The organism is Gracilinema caldarium (genome assembly GCF_029265695.1).
Classification (GTDB): domain Bacteria; phylum Spirochaetota; class Spirochaetia; order Treponematales; family Breznakiellaceae; genus Gracilinema; species Gracilinema caldarium_A.
The window spans coordinates 14,529-32,930 of record NZ_JAJUHW010000007.1 but is presented as its reverse complement, the minus strand read 5'-3'; the positions used below and the strand labels follow the sequence as shown (position 1 = coordinate 32,930).

The 18,402-nt window shown below is 51.9% G+C and carries 23 protein-coding genes; all 23 read right to left on the bottom strand.

Features of this window, described 5'->3' with window-relative positions:
* Position 1: 1 nt before the first annotated feature.
* Positions 2-3,478 (bottom strand): hypothetical protein, encoded by a 3,477-nt coding sequence (locus Q7P68_RS04005; RefSeq protein ID WP_304223129.1) that lies wholly within the window; start codon positions 3,476-3,478, stop codon positions 2-4.
* Positions 3,475-3,747, bottom strand: coding sequence for a hypothetical protein (locus Q7P68_RS04000; RefSeq protein WP_304223127.1), 273 nt, complete (start codon positions 3,745-3,747; stop codon positions 3,475-3,477). The genes Q7P68_RS04005 and Q7P68_RS04000 overlap by 4 nt, the downstream gene beginning before the upstream one ends.
* Positions 3,748-3,791: 44 nt before the next feature.
* Positions 3,792-4,184 (bottom strand): hypothetical protein, encoded by a 393-nt coding sequence (locus tag Q7P68_RS03995; RefSeq protein ID WP_304223125.1) that lies wholly within the window; start codon positions 4,182-4,184, stop codon positions 3,792-3,794.
* A 13-nt stretch (positions 4,185-4,197) separates the two neighbouring features.
* Positions 4,198-4,872, bottom strand: coding sequence for a hypothetical protein (locus Q7P68_RS03990; RefSeq protein WP_304223123.1), 675 nt, complete (start codon positions 4,870-4,872; stop codon positions 4,198-4,200).
* A gap of 2 nt (positions 4,873-4,874) precedes the next feature.
* A complete protein-coding gene (locus Q7P68_RS03985) occupies positions 4,875-5,072 on the bottom strand; it encodes a hypothetical protein (protein ID WP_304223121.1) in 198 nt (65 codons plus the stop codon).
* Positions 5,073-5,081: 9 nt separating this feature from the next.
* Positions 5,082-5,516 carry a hypothetical protein gene (locus Q7P68_RS03980; RefSeq protein ID WP_304223119.1) on the bottom strand — a complete coding sequence of 145 codons (435 nt, stop codon included), beginning with the start codon at positions 5,514-5,516 and terminating at the stop codon, positions 5,082-5,084.
* Between the two features lies 1 nt (position 5,517).
* Positions 5,518-6,081, bottom strand: coding sequence for a phage virion morphogenesis protein (locus Q7P68_RS03975; RefSeq protein ID WP_304223116.1), 564 nt, complete (start codon positions 6,079-6,081; stop codon positions 5,518-5,520).
* Complete coding sequence (locus tag Q7P68_RS03970) at positions 6,078-6,533, bottom strand: hypothetical protein (protein ID WP_304223114.1); 456 nt, start codon at positions 6,531-6,533, stop codon at positions 6,078-6,080. The genes Q7P68_RS03975 and Q7P68_RS03970 overlap by 4 nt, the downstream gene beginning before the upstream one ends.
* 16 nt (positions 6,534-6,549) lie before the next feature.
* A complete protein-coding gene (locus Q7P68_RS03965; protein ID WP_304223112.1) occupies positions 6,550-7,521 on the bottom strand; it encodes a major capsid protein in 972 nt (323 codons plus the stop codon).
* A gap of 15 nt (positions 7,522-7,536) precedes the next feature.
* Complete coding sequence (locus Q7P68_RS03960) at positions 7,537-7,896, bottom strand: head decoration protein (protein ID WP_304223109.1); 360 nt, start codon at positions 7,894-7,896, stop codon at positions 7,537-7,539.
* A gap of 9 nt (positions 7,897-7,905) precedes the next feature.
* Positions 7,906-8,784: a hypothetical protein gene (locus Q7P68_RS03955; protein WP_304223107.1), complete on the bottom strand. Its 879-nt coding sequence runs from the start codon at positions 8,782-8,784 to the stop codon at positions 7,906-7,908.
* A gap of 488 nt (positions 8,785-9,272) precedes the next feature.
* The gene (locus tag Q7P68_RS03950) at positions 9,273-10,469 is read right to left on the bottom strand and encodes a phage minor head protein (RefSeq protein ID WP_304223104.1); all 1,197 of its coding nucleotides are present in this window, start codon (positions 10,467-10,469) and stop codon (positions 9,273-9,275) included.
* Positions 10,470-10,675: 206 nt separating this feature from the next.
* A complete protein-coding gene (locus Q7P68_RS03945; protein WP_304223102.1) occupies positions 10,676-11,920 on the bottom strand; it encodes a phage portal protein family protein in 1,245 nt (414 codons plus the stop codon).
* Positions 11,917-13,461: a phage terminase large subunit gene (terL, locus tag Q7P68_RS03940; protein ID WP_304223099.1), complete on the bottom strand. Its 1,545-nt coding sequence runs from the start codon at positions 13,459-13,461 to the stop codon at positions 11,917-11,919. Before terL ends, Q7P68_RS03945 begins: the two co-directional genes overlap by 4 nt.
* Positions 13,458-13,979 (bottom strand): phage protein Gp27 family protein, encoded by a 522-nt coding sequence (locus tag Q7P68_RS03935; protein WP_304223097.1) that lies wholly within the window; start codon positions 13,977-13,979, stop codon positions 13,458-13,460. Before Q7P68_RS03935 ends, terL begins: the two co-directional genes overlap by 4 nt.
* A 1-nt stretch (position 13,980) precedes the next feature.
* Positions 13,981-14,277, bottom strand: a complete 297-nt coding sequence (locus Q7P68_RS03930) for a hypothetical protein (protein ID WP_304223095.1) — start codon at positions 14,275-14,277, stop codon at positions 13,981-13,983.
* On the bottom strand, positions 14,274-14,627 hold the full coding sequence (locus Q7P68_RS03925; RefSeq protein WP_304223092.1) for a hypothetical protein: 354 nt from the start codon (positions 14,625-14,627) through the stop codon (positions 14,274-14,276). The genes Q7P68_RS03930 and Q7P68_RS03925 overlap by 4 nt, the downstream gene beginning before the upstream one ends.
* The gene (locus Q7P68_RS03920) at positions 14,627-14,998 is read right to left on the bottom strand and encodes a hypothetical protein (protein ID WP_304223089.1); all 372 of its coding nucleotides are present in this window, start codon (positions 14,996-14,998) and stop codon (positions 14,627-14,629) included. The genes Q7P68_RS03925 and Q7P68_RS03920 overlap by 1 nt, the downstream gene beginning before the upstream one ends.
* Before the next feature lie 168 nt (positions 14,999-15,166).
* Positions 15,167-15,370: a hypothetical protein gene (locus Q7P68_RS03915; protein WP_304223086.1), complete on the bottom strand. Its 204-nt coding sequence runs from the start codon at positions 15,368-15,370 to the stop codon at positions 15,167-15,169.
* Positions 15,371-15,380: 10 nt separating this feature from the next.
* Positions 15,381-16,022 carry a hypothetical protein gene (locus tag Q7P68_RS03910; RefSeq protein ID WP_304223083.1) on the bottom strand — a complete coding sequence of 214 codons (642 nt, stop codon included), beginning with the start codon at positions 16,020-16,022 and terminating at the stop codon, positions 15,381-15,383.
* 69 nt (positions 16,023-16,091) lie between these two features.
* Complete coding sequence (locus Q7P68_RS03905; protein WP_304223081.1) at positions 16,092-16,358, bottom strand: hypothetical protein; 267 nt, start codon at positions 16,356-16,358, stop codon at positions 16,092-16,094.
* 123 nt (positions 16,359-16,481) lie between these two features.
* The gene (locus Q7P68_RS03900; RefSeq protein WP_304223078.1) at positions 16,482-17,390 is read right to left on the bottom strand and encodes a hypothetical protein; all 909 of its coding nucleotides are present in this window, start codon (positions 17,388-17,390) and stop codon (positions 16,482-16,484) included.
* Between the two features lie 17 nt (positions 17,391-17,407).
* Positions 17,408-18,355, bottom strand: a complete 948-nt coding sequence (locus Q7P68_RS03895; RefSeq protein ID WP_304223076.1) for an XRE family transcriptional regulator — start codon at positions 18,353-18,355, stop codon at positions 17,408-17,410.
* Between the last annotated feature and the right edge of the window lie 47 nt (positions 18,356-18,402).

Here is an 18,402-nt window from a genome sequence, read left to right as displayed (position 1 = left end):
GCTAGACTCCTGCGGGTAGTAAGTTGCGAGATCGTTTTTTAGCCAGCGCAAGGGCAATAGAGTCCACAAGGTCTGATTCGGTTTTTACAGAGCCTTCTACGTTGACGGTGATGTTGTAGACCTCAGCTCTCCCTGAGGATACCCCTGATCCGAGCGTGAGTTTTCCAGAGCGGATACCCTCAGCAAAGGTTGCGGGGACGATCATTTCGCCTTTGTGCACTACACCGGCCATATCCTGTGGCAACTCGACAGCTCCAACGTCCCACCAGCCAAAGAGACCACCAATAGCCCCACCGATGGTACCAACGACGCCGCCAACAGCCGCGCCAATTGCCGTTCCAATACCCGGAATGATACTTCCAATGCCTGCCCCTACTGCGGCTCCAGAGACCGCACCAATTGCGGCATCCTGGAGAGCACTCGTATTATTAGGATTCGGGGCACTGCTTGATGAGGATGGGGCACTGCCGTTCTGGGTGTATACATTGATTCCCTTGCTGAGCTGGTCGTAGATTTTCTGAAGCTCCGTGAGCTGGCTCTTTTCGGTTTGATCGAGTAACGCGATTGCCTGTTCTTTCTGGACATTGAGGGTCGTTACCCGGCGGGCGTACTCCTCTTCTCCTAAGGCGCCAATTTCAAGGAGTTTTCGCAGACTCGACAGGTTTTTCTGGTATGCGTCGTTTATTTCCTGCCGTCGGCGGGAAAAGTCGTCCCGGAGGGCCTGCATCTGGTCGGAGATTTCCTCCATTTTCTTTTTTATAATCGCTTCTTGCTCAGCAATTTCTGTGGTTGTTTTGAGGCGCTCAATGTAGCTGATATTAACCCCTGCCCAGCCAAGGGCCCAGTTTATGGCCCCAATAACCCCATTGATGAGGTCGATGATAGCGTTCCCAACCGGGACAATGACCCTATCATTGAGCCAGGCAAGGGCCTGTCCCAGAAACTTAATCGGCAATTGCGCTACCTGCAAAACCGCTGCAAAGAGCCGCAGGCCTATGGCGAGACTGCTGATGATAGGGGCGAGCACCTGTGCGAGTATCTCGCCCACATCGGTAAGGAGATCCACCAGGGGCTGTAATGCATCGTTTATAAGGGGCTCCAAAAGTGTTCGAGCGCCTTCAAAAATAGTTTTGAAGGGATTAAGAACTTTTGTTACATTCTCGATAGAAAGCACGAAGTCAGCGGCCGCTTCGATGAGTATTAGTACTGGGTTTGCGGCAAACCCGCCTGCAAAGCCCGCCATTTTTCCAACTTCCGCGCTAGCGGCCTTTTCCTGCACCACGGCGCTGGCATAGCCAAACCAATCCTTATTCTGGAGCGCCATGGCTTTTTGTTGCTCAAAGGCTTCTTTCATCGCTTTGATGCGGGCATCGGCAGCTTTTTTGGCCTCGTCTTGCTCAGTTTCACTGATTTTTTTAGCATACCAAGCGGCAAGTTGTGCTTTTTGCTCTTCCGTTCCTTCAAAAGACGCGAGCCTCCGTTGCATCTCTACTTTAAGATCATCAACACGACTCTCAGTAAGTGACGCTTCAAATTCTGCGTTTTTCAGTGTACTTTCTTGTGCTGCCTGAGCGGCTTTCTTTGCCTCATCCTGTTTTGTCTGGGTAATAAGGCGTTCATAGTATGCAGCAATTTGTGAGCGGGCTTCTTCGGTGCCCCGGAAGGATGCAAGAGTCTTATCCCGCTCAAGCTCGAGGTCGTCAATTCGGGTCTCGGTGATTTTTGCGAGTTGCTCCCGTTCTGCAAGGGCAATGGACTGGGCTACTTTACGACGCTCGGCATCGTAGTAGGTGTTTATCTGGTCGATGGTTTCCTTGTTTGCCTTACCGATATAGGCTTGGGCAGCGTCTTCGAGCTTTTTCTTCCGCTCCAGCTCGATTTCTGCATAGGGGTCGCCGCTCTGCTGGGCCTGGAACTGTTGATAGGTTTCGGCCCATTGCTGCTTCCACTTGCTGGCAACCTCATCCTTCTTCTGCTGCAAGAGGGCTTCGACGACTTTGATTTGGTTCTGGGTATCCGCTATGGCCTCCATGTAGTAGCGGGAGTAAGCGGCTTTGGAGTGATAATCCACAAGCTGGCCCTGGAGGGTGGCCATGGTTGCCTGGAGCTCGGCAATAGATTTATCCTTAAGGCTGTTCTTGTATGCTTCGAGGGCTTTTTTTGCCCGGTCTACGGCAGTGGCGGTGGCGTCAAAACTTTTTGCGGCGGTATTGTGGGCATCAATCCCGGAGGAGGTTGCCTTGGCAGCATTAGCCTGCGATACGGCGTACGCGGTAACGGCGACAGCCGCAGCGGTAGCAGCAGCGATACCAGCGATAAGCAGAGGGTTGGTAACGGCCATTGCGGCATTTACAGCCTGGAGTGCTGCAAAGTGGGTCCACTGAGCAGCGGCAGCGATGCCCGCTTTTATGGCCAATGCTGCAAGACCCGCAGCCAAAGCTGCTACTGCTCCTCCCATGACCATCTTTACTACAGGCCCCGCATTGGCCATTGCTCCTGCGAGGGTGGTAACCGCATTTGCAGCAAGGGTAAAGACTGGGGCAAGCACTTCGCCGATCGCCTCTGATAGGTCTCCTACTGTTTCCTTCATGCGCTTAAATGCAACGGCGCTGGTGCTGCTCATGGTCTGTGCGGAGCCGGCATAGAGCCGCCCTACAATTTCAATAGCCTTGCCCGCCTTGAGCTCTTCCTCGGTGAGGTCTTTAAGTTGCGGAATAGACCTGCCTATGTGGCCAACCATACCAGAGAGGGTGCCGGTGAGTTCCTGGACGCTGGATGCGAGGTCTTGTCCCGTCACCGCTGATAGGTCTGCCGCAACGGTAAGGATCTGCTTTATCTGCGATTCGCTTTTGCCCTGCATAGCAAGCTCGGCGGCGAGCTGCTTTACGTAATCGTCGCTTGCTCCTGTGAGGGTTTGCAGCTCTGAGGCAAACTTAGCAATCCGTTCTGCGCCGTCAGCGGAGCCACGCATTGCCATGGCCATCTCGAGGCGCTTAGCGGACTGCTCGGCTTCTGCAAAGGCGGTGACAGACGCTGCCGCAAACTGGGCAACCTGCTTTGCCATGATGGCAAAGGTCCCCGATTCGGCAAGCTTCATGAGTTTTGCTTCTAGTGCGTTAGCCCCTTCCCCCATATTTTCAAGCTTTTCGCCAGTTTCATCATACTGGCGCTTTAAGTCTTGGAGCTGTTCAGATTGGGGATCCAGGCCCTGGTCGATAAGCTGACGCATCGCTGCCTGCAGGGCTTGCTGTTTTTCTTTAAGACCCTGTGCTTCGTTTCCCATAAGACGGGCAAACTGGGCGGATGACTGAATTTCTTTATTAAGATTGGCAATTATTGCCTTGGTCTGTTCGGTAGAAGGTCCCAGGCTTTTAACGTCCTGGGACAGTTTTTTAATGTCTGTCTGCGTTTGCTTGAGACTGGCCAGGGCTTTCTGGACTTCGATTTGTATTTCAAGTCGGAGTTTTTCTTCGGTCATTTCTTTTCTGCCAGGGCTTCCTGCTCCATAAGATTCTGCTCAAGGGTAAAGGCCGCAAGCACATCGACCGCCACTGCCGGCCAGTCCATCCATCCGCCGGGATAGGGCGGATACTCAAGGAGTTTTACCAGCGCATACCAGCTATAGGCCTGGAAAAACTCATCGTTTACATATTTAGGGATCTCCCGGTAGGTGATAAACACGGGCTCCCCGGTAGCCGGATCGGTGACGCCGGTAGAAAGCGGAGCGTCGAGCCGTTCCGGCCGCACTTTTGCTTGATGCTTACCGTCCCTGAAGAGACGGTAAGCGATTCTCAGTTTTTTTGATCTACCTTCTTTTCAAGTTCGTTTCTAAAGTGATCAGCGAGCTCATCGATAAGCTCGTCGAACACGATAGGAGCCTCCCAGAGCGTCTTGGCGTCGGTAATCAGTTTTGTTTCGCCGTCAAGCTTGTAGGAGAGGCCATCGATGCGTACAAGCATGCCGTCGATAATTGCTTTGCGGTCTTGAGATACAATGGTCTCGCCACCTGCAACCCGGCCCTCGTTGTCGATACGGAAGCGGAGCTCAGGTCGCGGAAGGAGGCGGGACTTTAGTGCTGGGGTTGGATTTCGATACACGACGGTAAATTGTTCAGCGGCCGAGGCTTCTCTATTGCCATTAAATTTGGGAACGTAGGTTAGTTTAGAGCTAAAATCAAGTTCCATAGCTACTCCTTAGTTAAATGGTTCGTTCGTAGTAGACAGGATCCGATACAAAGCGGAACTTGGAGCTGTACTCCTGCTTGTTGCCAGATTCTGCTCCGAGGTTGACGCCATACAGCTCAATCTGGGCAAAGAGGAAAGCCAGGGTCTCGCCGCTCTTGTTGGTGTTGCGGATAACACCCCGGATGTAGATCGGAGCGGAGTTGATCTCGCTCACCGTCACGGAGCTGCTGTCTTTTTTTACGATCTTAACGAACTGATTGAGGAGACCGCCGGGCTCTCCGGTTACACCGAGAGTAAATATACCTTTTACGGCGCCCTCCGCATCAGCCTTGCCCTTGCGGTAGGTCTGCATGGTATTGATAAGCCGAGTAGTCTCTACCTCTTTTGCAGAAAAACTCGCAGTCCAACTCGTGGCATCCAGGAATGGGGTCGCGGTTACGAGTTTTGCCTTGTCGCCTACCGCGGGGATCTCGGTCCCATCGGCGGGGAAAAGATCGCCGACTTTAAGGCTTCCAAATATTGATCCTGTTGCCGCTTTAGCGGTGATAAGCCATTCTCCTTTTCCTTTGCCGGTGCCTCCGGCGAGGGTGTCGAAGGTTTTGGTCCCATCACCGACTTGTTCGGTGCCAAACTCTACTTTTTCGATGGTTGCGTCGTCCCCGATTAGGGTAAGCATTTCCGCCGCCATAATTACCTCCGTTTAGGTTTGTCTTCCGCTGGGGAGCTTACTTCGCTGCCCTCGGCGTATAGTGATTCCTCTCGCTGGGTATAGCGCTCTTCCGCTTCGCCCAGGGAGCTCTTGTATACAGTTGCCACAAGCCGCCCGTTCTCGTAACGGTGCGTCGCCACGACGTCGGTGGCGTTTTTTATTTCATCGAGCCTTGTCATATCCCCTCCTTACGGGATGTAAATTGTTACTCGCCACTCATCACGGAGCCATACCACGCTATCGTCAGCGGGGTCGTCAAAGATCGCCTCTTCTGGGCTTGTGGCCCAGACAATACGGCTGCCAGATACGGTGCTCGTAGTTTCTACAAGCCGCGTCATCTCGTTGCTCACATCAACCAAAAGATCCGCCAGGGCCAGGTACTTAACCATTGCCCGGTCACTGTCGATGCGGTTCTGGATCAGGACGGCAACGGATAAGGCCTTGCGAGCCTGAGCCCGCTCTCCTGTGGTGCGCACAAGCGGAAAGGGCTTTCGGGGCACGATCCGCACTACAAGCCCCGGCTCCTTTATTGCTAGCGGGGCCCGGAGTACCTTTACACCCAAAGGAGCGCAAGCTGCTTTAAGTTGCGCCTCGAATAAATTAAGCGCTTCCGCCGTAGTCACCTTAGCCCTCCAAAAGCTCCCGGTTCAGGACATCGCTTAACTGCCGCACCGACTCCGGGGGGAGTCGCATAAAGGGCCGCGCGGGAACCGTAACGGTGGTCCGCAGGATAAAGAGTGGGAGCGGTTCTTTGCTCCTCTGCTTGCGCCCGAGGATAACATTCCCTTGCCGCCAAATTGACCAACCAGACCCACGGAGCTGATCGAGCAAAATGCGGGGGCTCAGGTCAGTTCCGCGCATCATCGTCCGTACCCAGGGACCCGCAGGGATCGCCAGGGCCTTGCTTTTCACCGGCCGCACGGTACCGCCATTATGGAGGAGCTCCGCCGCCGGGTGGTTTGTTCCAACAACGACTTTGCTTCCCTCAGCTCTGTAGGTGATAGAGGACAAGAGTTGTCCTCGGTCTCGCAGCGGCTTGTTGCCCTGCTTAACTGCCGCAGTAAGGCCCGCATTCGGCGCCCAGGAACCTTGTTCGATGTTCTTTTGCACCAATGAAACTGCGATACCCCCGATACGATCGAGGATTGCCGGGTTCTTTAGCCGTCCTTCAAGTTCATCAACGATCATGGCCAGTCCTTTTTACCGGGTACCGTGATGGCCCCAATAGCAGGCTTGTCGCTCACGGGCTTCTCTGCCTCAGGATAGTCCCCGTAGGCGGCATTAATCATGTCTTTTGCTTTAAGCCGATATTCCCGGCCCGCTTCTTCGTTTCCCAGAGCCAGGTGCAGTTCATACACCGTAAAGAGGGTTGCCACTTCGCGGCTTACCGGGTCATCGAGGTTGAGGGTACGCCCCAGGCGGCTATAGATAGCCGCCACATGGAGCACCGCCCGCTCACTCGCCCGAACGACCGTTTCATCGGTTCCGTCAGACAGTTGGTCGTAGAGCCTGGGAGCAAGCCGGTTCTTTATCTCATCTGCAGTGATGGGAGCGCCGGATACAGCTTGGCTCGCGGTGTATGCTTTTGTGGCCGCGCTGCCGCGGCTTTCAAGCAGGTCGTCAAATCCGGTAAGCTCCATCACTTACTCCTTTTTATTAGGTCAGTACAACCGCTTTTACGATGCCCTTTACATTGGGCACGGGGAGTGGCTTCGATTCGCCGATGATCTTCACACCGCTTGGATCCTGAGTGGTAACCGGCTGGGCAAAGAAGGGCATGGCGACAAGGCCAGCGTCCATGTTGTCCAGAGCCGCATACATGAGTTTAAAGCCGCTTGAGCGGTCGATGGCGAGAATAGTTTTCGCAGGGATGGCGCTTACCGCATTGCCGGTCGGGATGTCGATGTAGTTTGCTGAGAGGAGCTGCACCTTTGCGACGCCGCCGATGCTGATGTAGTCGGCCCCCACCTGCGCAATGGCGCTGTTGGGCAGTGCGCCGATTTTATCCACCAGAGTAGCGTATACGTCAAAGCCGCAGAGGAATACCACGTCCATGGCAGGGGCAGTTTTCTTAAGGGCGTCGACCATCTGCCCCAGAGACTTGATAATATCAGCGACTTTCGCGTCGGAGGCGTCCCACTTCTTTGCTACGGTCACCGATGCGGGGGTTCCGTAGTCAACGTCGTAGGTAAGGAACGCTCCGCCGTCTGCCTGGAGAGGATAAGAAATTTTGCCCGTAAGAGACTGGGCCGCAAGGGCTTCCGCAGTGGCGCGACAGGCTCGGCGAAGGTTATCGATCTGGTTATCGATATAAGTCTGCTGCCCGGAAGGATCAAGAAGCTTGAGGTTGTTCAGGTCTGCGGCGCTTAAAAAGACACTTGGATTTACCGGCTGTACTTCAATCATTGACACGTTGCCGCCGGTAGGTGCGAGGGAATAAGACTGGCTCCCGCGGCGCACAACAGGGATATTGCCCGCAGGAAGGTTCATATCCTTATACCCAACCACCGGAAAGGGATGATTTCTCCGATCGATGTAGAGCAGGTCCATAACAGGGGTTTTCAGTTCTGGAAGCCGTGAAAGGCTTTCGACAATCGCTTCACGGGTAAAAAATTTTTTAAGGTCCATAGTTGTCTCCTTCTTTTAGTTGCCTGCTACGGCAAAGATACCAAGCGCTTCGAGGGCGGCAAGATCGGTTTCCCCAGGAGTGCCGGATCCAACCTTGAGCTTATTCAGCACCACGGTGCCGTGCCGGAGTACCACCGCAGCGTTGTCGGTGGCGGTATCGCAATCCTGCACAAGTACGCCGACTGCGGCGTTTACTGGCGCAGTGCCCCCCGGGTTGTACGCAACGAGGTCGCCGTTACTATCCTTCGCGACTACAAGGCCCGCCGCCAGGATCCCATTATTGGCTTTTGCTTTCATGGTCTTCAGCACTGGGGGATGTACCTGACTTACTACTCCATTTGCACCATATTCAATGGTGCCTAATACTGCGTTCATTGGTTCCTCCTATACGTGTTTTAACAGACCTCGAAGGTCAATGGGTTTTGTATCTGATTCAGAAAGTGCAAGCCGCCCTTCTTGCACCGGCAGCGGGAGGCTCTGAATAAGCTCTTCGAGTAGGTCGATGGGCGATACTGTTCGCTTGTTGCCCGCCTCATCAGAGAGCTCAAGGGATGCCGACACACCAAGGCTATCCGAGAGGGTAATGAGGAGCGGTTCCTTTGCCTTAGGTATCCGCCCTGCGGCGGCTTTAAGGAGCGCGTCTTTTTTAATCGCCCGCAATTGCGCCTCTAAACGCCGGGCCGCGTCGGCGGATTTTGATGCGTCGGCAAGATTGATGGTAGCTGCTGGCGCATCTGCTTCGCCTACATCTGGCTTACCAGATGTGGACTCAGGCGCTTTTTGTGCAGTCCGCTGTTCTACCAATACCGCATTCGGGCTCGGGAATGAGATAGCCCCGTCAAAGTCGCTAGCGGCGATGTCGGGCATAAGTTCCTTGTTGATGGATGCGACGAGATCCTTAATAGCAGGGGGCTCCTCGCCGAGATAGGCGAGGTGATGCAAGTACATTTTGCCATCCACGGCGCGACGCTTGGCGCCGATAGAAACGTCAGGGTAATAGCCCTCGTCGACCGCTTTGGCTAACTCATCCTGCTCCTCGATGGTGCCGGTCAGCACCTTTGCCTTGGGGTCCCACTGCACTGCAATAACATTTCCCAGCCTGGGCCGAGTCGGATCCGGCCAATGTCCGAAGGTGACCGGTGCCTTCTGTACATCTGGAAAGGTCTCGGCGATTTCCTGCAGGTCTTTTTCCGTAACAATCTGCGGGTTATCTACCGAACCGAAGATGCCTGGCCTTGCCAGTTCTCTTGTTCTGGTTTTCATAAGCAAAAGTTTACAGAGGCAATTCCAGGCCCGCTTGAACCTGGCATAAGGGGCGGGTTAGGAGAAAGAAGAGCGCCCCGCCGGGCTTGCACCGGCTGGCACCTGCCGCCCGGGAAATAGGGCTCACACATGGCGTGCAGGGCGCTCGAAAAGAGTGTATACGACTTCCGCGCGATCAAGCTTAAATCAGGCACAACGCAAAAAACGGCCAAAAAAGGGGGTGTTTTTGCGGGGAGGTGAAATTATACTCCCCATGCCTATTCGATTGATTTTAGCTGTTAGAATTTCGTTCGAATGGGGGTATTTTGAGATGGTCTCGGATGTAGGGCGTATTGTTTTTTGGGGTTATTGACAAATCGGGAGAGAAGTACGATATTTTTATTAAATCAACGTGCGTGCATGCTCCCGTTGAGGCCAGCAGACTCCCGGATTTGTTAACCAGGGTCAGCCAATACTGGTTTAGGGCCAGGGCAACAACCCCTGACCCTTTATTTTATAACATACGTTGCTATATCATAAAATTGCAATTCTTTTGATTTTAAACGCTTAAGAACAAGATTGAACACATGCTTCTCTTGTCCAATTTCTACAATAGCCTTAGCTTTTATAATCTCGATTATATCTGGGCTATTACTCTTATCAGGCTCGGTTGATATGAGGCTCATATTTTCAAGCAGTGCAGGTAAATTACCAAGAGCAGCTAGCTTTTTAGGATCTCCCGATAAGGATATAGCTTTTCTAATACCATTATTGGTAATCCTAATAGGCCCCTGTATATGCTCATTATAGAAAATACTTCCCTTAAGAGAATTTAAATACGCTCTAATCTTTTGACGCTCTTCTACGATATTGCCTTTGATTGGTGCAACCTGAACAATAATCCCTTGTTGCACTAATGCAGAGCCAATGACCGGATCATAATTAAACCCAAGGGTTTTAGCAAAAGCACGCAACTCTTCCACAATGCCATATTTTTTAATTCTATCAACCATTGGTTGCGTCAATTTCCAAAAGGTCTGTTTTTGAAGCGGATTCTCCCCAAACCCACTCTGGGGTTTAAACTCCTTACGGAGCTTTTTCATGGGAATGTTCTGCACTGGAACCTGGCCCAATTCATCTTCATAGATTCCACGCACAGTGGTTCGGCAGTTGAAGTGAAATGGCGGCCAGTGGTCTTCCCAGAAGGGATGATTGTAGGGGAGGACAAGCCCGGCAAGGGGGCGGCAGATATCGCTTGTGCGCTCGTCTTCCAGCACCATAAGGGCAAGCGCTGCGGGAGGGGAGCGGTCAAACTGCATACGGCGCCCGGCGTTGTAGGAGGTCTGAATATTAGTGCGATACACCGTTTCCCAGTAGCCGGGTTTGATGGTCGCTCCATCCGATTCGGCAATGGTTTTTACGTCGTTCCAAAGTTGCTCAAAGCCATCTCCTTTTTCCAGTGCCGTGACGAGCCTGCCGCGGACCGCTTCGATGCAGTCGCACTGGGTAAGCTTTGCCAAAGTGAAAGCGCGGAAAGCAAGCTTTGGCTCCAGGGCCACCCACTCCGCCTTGGTAAGGCTCACACGGGCTTTTAGGAATTTAATAGCTTCTTCAAAGGGAATAGGGGTATATTCCGGGTCCGGGTCTGCCAAACGGAGTCCCCGCTCCGCATGGTCCATGCCAAGCAAAATTGCCCCGGCGAGCATCCGCTCAGTCTCCTGAATCAAGCCTTTCGCAGCGTCGGGGAATGAAGCAGCCTTGAGGGCTTCAAGCGACGGCAGGGATCCGTCTGGCGAGAGAGCGTGGACCCATTCGGCCAGTGCTTTTCCTATCCGGGGCAGTGTTGCTTCCCGGGCCCGGAGAGCCAGGCGGTCCAGTTCTGACAGCTTTTTACGTTCGTCTTCCTCAAGGTCTAAAATATTGTCCTGCGGACTTTTTTTTTACTCTCATCGGCCATGGCTAGGGCAAGCGGATCTAAAGCTGCACTTGTTTGACGCACAAAAGCGTCCTCGTCGCTTGCGGGCTTGGGGACGCCGTAGCGGTTATAGAGAGCGTTCTTTGATACGGGAATTCCCCGGTCAATGGCCTGGACAAGTTCATCCCAGGTAGCGTGTTCATCGAGGTCAAAGCGAATAAGGGGATCCGCTTCGCCAGGGCCATAGTTGAGTTCCACTACATAGGAAACGAGCCGCTGGAGCACCTCAGAGAGTTCCCTGCAAACCCCTTTCGCAAGGGTCTTTAATACATCGCTATGTACCGAGGCCTGGGCCCGGCTTCCGAACTCTGCCTCCTGAGTGGCAAGGCTCTGCCCAGTAATGCCATAGCTAATCTGCTGGTCGCACCACTCCATGAGTGAACGGAACTCGCTTACCTTTTCGGGGCTCGTGAGAAGCTTGACGTCTTTAATGTTAGCAAGTGCTGCCCCGGAGCCGGATTGCACCGTTGAAAGGAGCTCTGAAAGATGCAGGGCCCGCTCCCGAATTTTATCCTCCGGTTCTGAAGTATCAAAAAGGGCGAGAATTGAGGGCACAGAAAACTTTTCCGCTGCCATGATCCAGAACTGGCTCCCAGCCTTCTTAAACTTCCATGCCCAGTAGCAAGATTTGAGCGCACTGGTCCCATAAGGGTTTTCCGCGTCTTTATCATAGCGATAGACGAGCCATTTATAGGCCTGGTCATAGAGGTCTATAAGCGCTCCGGTAGAGACGTCTTTGTATTTAAGACGCCCCTCTGCATCAAAGACAAAGCGTTCGGGCTTCCGAAGCACCACATCGTCAGGGAGCCACCATCCGTTCTCGTTTTTCCACACCAGTTCCACGACGCTATAGCCATAATCGACGGCTGATAACAACCGCTTTTCAAGACCATAGAGCAGGGCTTGATCCACAGTCTTATTGATAAATTCAAATACCGCAGTCCGGGCATCTCCCTGTTCAATCCGGGGCGTATATTCCAGTACCGAGCTTTTTACCAGGGCTAAGAGGCTCTTAATTCTGGGATCGGTGCGCATCTCCCGATACACGGTAATCCGCTCGCCCGTATCCCGGAGTACCTCGTCGGGGTTAGGCATGTAGCCAATAAATGAAGTGAAAAGATCTGTAGAGGAAATAATTCGCAGGGAAAGCTGTTCGGTTTTTGGTTTACTTGTCTGTTTCATTGTCTATACCCTCGTAAGGTTTGCTGTGCTAAGGATGGTGCTATGCGCCTTATTGGTGCTACCTGGGGGACTTCCGCCGCCCGGGTGATTATACCGACCGCGTAAGCCAGCGCATCCGGCAAATCGTCGAATCGGCCTTTGGGAAAGCTTGTAAGTTCTTCGATAAGCTCCCGGTTTCCCCGGTCCCGGAACCGGATAAGCCCGTTTTCGATTAAAGGCGATATGGAGCGTACCCGGAGTACCTTGCTTTCGGTGCCGGCCTTTACGGTCTTTATGGGTAGATACACATTCTCTGCTGCGGCCATCCGCATAACGTAGCGGGCATAGATATTCGTGAAGGACACCTCTTCCCAGGCGATAAGCGCGTACTTAAACCGCTTGTGCTTCGTGATAAGCTGGGTCACCGTCTCGTCCTCTGAGCAGGTAGCCGCCCAGGAGTCTACTTCCCAAATAACGCCCGATCGGTCGACACCTACTGAGACAATGGCCGTGTGGTCATGCTTTCCTGCCGCGGGGTCTACCCCGGCAAAGTACCGGAGCCCTGCAGGGAGCTCTGCAGGCAAGTATATGTGCGCTTGGATCCATTCGGGCTTTATAATCCGCTCCTCGTCGGAAAGCGGCTCATTCTCGTACTCGGTGCTAAACACGTCGCTCCCCAGAACCTGCCGCTTTTCTTCGAGCACTGTCTGCGGCCAGTTCTCTGGCCAGAGGGGCGTTCCGTCGGGCTTAAAGCAGGAAAGGCGCACCGCAATCCAGCGTTTAAGGGATCCGTCTTCCAGTTCCCGTAAGAGGCGGCTTATGGGGTCGTCGCTATGGAAAATTGTGTTGACCCACACGATAAAGGCGGTCTTTCCCAAGTTAAACACAACCCGCTTGAGCCAGCGGTGAATCTTACTCCGGGTAGCCGGGGAATCGACCGCGTCGTCTTTAAGGATATCGTCGAGGACGATGAGGTCCGGCCGGTACTGCCGGAATCGGGTACCGCGCATGCTCGCCCCGGCGCCTTTTGCCTGTATGCAGGTGCCATTCTTTAGTTCGATGCGGGCATCGCTCCAGCGGTCGCCCCGGAGATCCCCAAAGTCTTCAAGGAGAAGGTCGTTCTCTTCAAGTTCCGTCCTGATATTGATAAGGTTTTCCTGCGCAGCGTTTTGGCTTGCCCCGATAAGGAGCACATAGCGGCTTTTCCCGGAGAGCACCTGCCAGAGAGGATACGCAAAGCTCCAGCGGACGGTTTTCCCGTGCTCACGGGGCTCAATGAACATCGCACCGGCAAGATCTTTGATTGGTTTTACCAGTGGCCAATACTTTTCTCGTATAAAGCCTCTCAGTTTTTCTGCAAGATCTGTGGACAGGCTCCGAGTATCGGCCACTTCATAAAGGAGTCGCTGGTACTCTGCAGGTTCGGTATAGAAGTAGTCCGCGAGATACGTGCGGCAAAAGTAACCAAAATCTCGCTTTGCCCGCTCAAGCCTGCGGTTTCGCTCCCGCTCAGTCTGTACCTCCTCAGCCCCGCCGACGAGGCTGTCCACTATCCGGTTCATGCCGCCGGCGCCTCCAGACCAATCACAATCGTTTCAAGCCGGTCGAGAATATCCGGGTAATGTTTAAGCTCATTTCGGAGGGCTTCGAGTACCGCGTGCTTTGCAGCCTCAAAGCCGTTTTGGTACTTCATGCGCACCTGTCCCAGTTTTGCCTGGGCATTGGCCACTTTGCTAATAGCGTCGATATAGGCAAGGGGATCCTCGGAGCCAAGTTCTTCTATAGCAGAGGATTCCTGTAAGAGCAAACTTGCAAACCTGGTGAGCACTGCTTCTGCAAGATCCGTATTGGGGCTATTCCGCACCGCATCCATCATAACCCGGGCTTCTTCGGTAGCTCGCTTGAGATCTAAAGCAAGCTCTTTTGCGTTTTTTACCGCCCGGCGCACGCCTTCGCGGCTCGTATCATAGCCCTCAGCGCGGAGAATTTCTGCAATTTGGACAATCGTTTTGCCTTCCTGGTACAGCCGCACCACCCGCTCAGAGAGACTCTGGAGCTCAATCTTACTCCGCCGGCCCATGTCACTCCTCCCGGGGAATAAGCACCGCAGGATCGGCAATAAGACCATCTAGAAGGTCAATGCCCCGTGCGGTAATGCGGTATATAGAGATATTATCCCCTGCGCGATAGGGGTGCGGCACATCCTTGCGGCTCACATACTCCTTGTCTACCAGGTACTCCAAAGCTTGCTTAATGGGTTCGTAGTCATGGTACTGGTAGAGCACGGAAATAATTGTCCTCCGCTCAGCACCTTCCGGGTATATGTCCCTCAGAAAGGTTAATACGGCACCCCGCAAGGGGGCTTCTTTTAGCTTCATTGCTTTTTCTCCATTTGCCGAATAATTACATCAAAAATCCGATTCAACTCGGCCCGCCAGCCGGCGGTGTCTTTATAGTGATCCTCCCGGGGGAGGTAATCCCTTTCCACGCAGGAAATTCTGTTTGATAGCTCTTCCATCCGCTTTGCATGGACAACAAAGCGCTCTTCGAATTTCTCCTCAAGGCTGTTAATGCTCTTTGAAAGCTCCTCGCGGAGTATTTTTGCCCGCTCATCGTCCTTTTTGGCGTTTTCTTCGAGCTTTTTAACCAGGAGCCCCACCACAAAGGCCAGCACAATGAGTGAAGGGGTTGTTCCATATTGTAAAAGGCTCGTTAGTAGTCCTTCCATCACCGAACCACCATTCCAATTACAATCCCCACTCCCAGGGCCCCAACACCAATACTTAAAACAGTCTCCCATCCGGGGCGCTTTTTAAGCCGTGCATTTTCGGCCTGGAGCTTTTTATATTCTTCGCCCCAGAGGGCGGCTCCATCAATACGACCAGCCTTGTAGCCCGCATCGTAGGCATCACGCGCCGCGGCGGCTGCCTCCTCCTCAGCTATTGCCAGGAGTTCCAGCACCAGATCCCCTGGATACAGCCTCCCGGACTCTATCCCGTATTCGTTTTCGGACTGCATCGGCAAGCTCTTGTTTTCGCTGCTCATGGCCGGCAGGGTCAGGGCTAGCAGCAACAATGTCAGCAGGGCTTTGGTTTTCAAGATTGGCCTCCTTTTGCAATTTTTCTAGTTTGGTTAGTGGTTCGCTTTCGGTAGACTCGGCAGATTGAGTGGTGTAAATTTTTTGTCTGCGGGACAGATTAAGAAACGCCGCTCCGAGACCAAATAAAATCAAGGCCGCCATAAAAAGACTTCCAAGCGCACAGGCTGTCATTTTTTGCCCCCAAAAATATTGGTTGCAAGGAGCGACAGATCGATGGGTGCAAAGACGAGCGCCACAAAGGCGGCTACTTTGATGACCGCATCAATATCGAGGGCGGGCGACCAGAAGGCCTTAATCACAAGGCCGCCAATAGCAAGCAGAGCGGCGATTATTTTTGCCCCGAGGGTAAGGGGCTTTCCTTTTAGTTCCATCGATTCCTCCTTAAAATTTCCCATCCCGGCTAAATAGGTGGGCCCACTTTGCGTCTAGACTGTCAAAGACCCGGGTTAGATGGGCAAATTCCTGCAGAGTATAGACAACATCGTTTCCATCCTGGTCCCGGTAGCCGGTTTTGCCGCTTCCCCAGGGGTCATCCACAATGACCGACTGCACCTTATCAAGGTCAAGCAGTCCCGGACTCCCCAGGTCTTCGGTACGATCCTGTTTTGTCTCAAAACCAATAACGGCCACAAGGTGGCCATAGGACGTAAAGCGCCCCGAGACAACGGAGGCGCATTTATGCCTGACAATACGCCAGAGGATCTCTTGCATGGAGACTTTGGTCGTAAAGGTGGTTACCCGGCGTTTGCAGAGTTTTTCATTCACCGCCCAGGAGAGGATTGCATGAACTTCTCGAGGAGGCCGGCCCGCCATAGCAGGATATTCTTTCTTTAGCTTTGCCCAGGCGTCTGGCTCGTCAAGCAGCCGGGCGAGGTAATCTTCAGGCTGTTCGTCTTGTGGGTAATCAAAAGGAATTCCGCTCGCCTCGAGGGCCATAATCATGCTCGTAACCTGGCAGGTCTGTGCCGGGTCAATGCGGTTGTTTCGCTGGGTCCGATAGGGATTTGTAAGCTTGTATAGCACGTCCGCCTCCTTGCTACTAGCCTAGCAATTCCCGGAGGCGGCCGCTTGAACGGGGAATAAGGGATGGGATTAGTTGCTCTGCAAGAACATATATAGAGAACAGCCAAGACTCAGGAAAAGAATAACCCAGAACAATCTGAGCTTGCATTTTTGACTTTTTACCTTAATTTTTAATTTCGTAAAATATTTTTCTAATTTTCCTTTAAAGATTGAAAGATGCCTGTCTTTTAAATCATTCTCAAGATCGTCAAGCTCTTCTTTTATTTCACGTATTGTCTGCCAGTTATTCTGCAGAATTATTCCATATAGGATGCATGCTCCTATATAGAATCTCATTTGAGTCAAGTTTATCTTTAGTAATGATAGCGAAAACAAACACAATCCATAAGAGATTAAATAAACAGCCTCTTTTCATATTAAACTGCTTTTTATTTTTACTGCGATATCGCAGTTTTTTCTTTACAATATCTTATCGAGCCTTGACTCGATTATTTTTTCCCCTTGTTTTATGAGTATCAATTGAAGCGTTATTGGCTTGCTATTTTGAGCGTTCTTAAGCAGTTTATAATCTTCATTTGACATTGTCCCTGGTTGCAAAATAACACATTTGTATTCAGTATCATCGGATGAACGGATATCCATTCGAGCAAAAGATTTGTCATAGTTGACCTCTAATTGCATTACTCGAAAATCATCTTTGAGAGTGGTTAAGACCTTTTCTTCTTTTTCTTTTGATGATTTTACTCGCTCTTTTATTTCTGGAATAGTTGTTGCAATGCCATTAAATGAAATAGAGGATATATCTTGTTCGTCTTTAAGGTAACGGAGAGCTTTTTTTCTTCCTAGCATCATAATTCTTACAACGTCCTTCAATAGCTCTGCATTTTTCGCATCTTTTGTTGAGGAAATTTCTCTCTCTACCTTTTTATCAAAGCTGTCAAAAGCTTTTTTACCTAACGTTACTAAACCATATGTAATAAGAGCAGTAATTCCTAGCGAAAAAACCTGATCCCCAGTCATTTTTTGTACAGACTCCTTTATCAAATCAAGCTGTTCTGCAATTTTAATATATAAATCAGAAGATCCTTCTTTAACCTGAACATTTATTTCAAGCCCATTTTTCTCTTTTTTCGACAGACTTCCTGAATAGCATTTATATATACTATTAAGCGTACTCTGTATTGATAAAATAGACCTCATTATCGCTGGTGTAAGAGATTGGTTGTATTTCGACCCGCTAATTTTAATATTAATCACCTTCATGTTTTGGTCAATGGTGATATTGGCTTCTCGGAGTTCTTCTGAATTCTTAATAATCTTTTCGACTAATTCTTCAAGGTCATCAATATTGCTTATGATCTCTTTCATCTTTACCTCCCTATCCCCTAATACGGATGCCGGTGGAGCCACGCAAAGACTCGGCCATGGATAAGCAGGCTTCCTTCCTGGATAAAGTCAAAGGGGACGATTTCCGGCTCGGGATAGCGCTTTGTGTTTTCGCTGGCGATAATTATCCGCTTATCCGCCAGGCGGTACTGGAGGCGTTTTACCCGGGTTTCCCCAAAGAGGCTGATGACAAAGATGCCGTCACCTGAACGGTCGGATCGGTCAAAGAGGACGTAGTCGCCGTTAAAGAGGCCCACGTCGCTCATGCTGTCGCCGACCACCCGCACCAGGGCGCAGTTTTCGGGTCGGCGGTACCCAAGGAGAGTGTACAGTACCGGGATGCTCCGCTCGGTCTCGGCTAGCTGGGTGGGCATCTGTCCGGGGCCCGCGGCGGTTGGCTGGGACCAGAGAGGGAGCAACACCGCCCCTTCAGGGTCTGGCTCCCGCACTTCCATGGGTACCGGGTGCCCCCTCTGGAACCGGTAGACCACAATTTCACGGGGATCCGCAATCTCGCCGCCACCGCCGCCCATAATGTCCAAGCCTCGGCTCGCCGTAAGGGCAGTGGATTCGGGCGGCAAATATGACACAGTGTCATATTTGGGCTCTGCCGGCAAATGCGACACGGTGTCGTTTTTGAGCTGATGAGCATCCGTCGGCAAATGTAACACAGTGTTACATTTCTCCGCTTCGGCGCTTTCTGTCGGCGCTTCCTTTTTGCGGGGATCCCGCCCTGGGAGGAACATCTCCCCCTCGCCGGTGAGGAACCAGTCGATACTTACCCCTAATACTTTGGATATTGCAAACAAAAAATCCTTTGACGGCTCACGAGCCCCACTAGAAAATTCGGAAATTATTCCTCTGGAAACACCTAGAATCCTAGCTAATTCTGTCTGATTAATGTTCATATAATCCAAAATCTTTTCAATTCTGTTTGCATATTCCATACATTCTCCTAAAAAGTTTGTATTTCTAGAACTTTTTTGCTTGACAA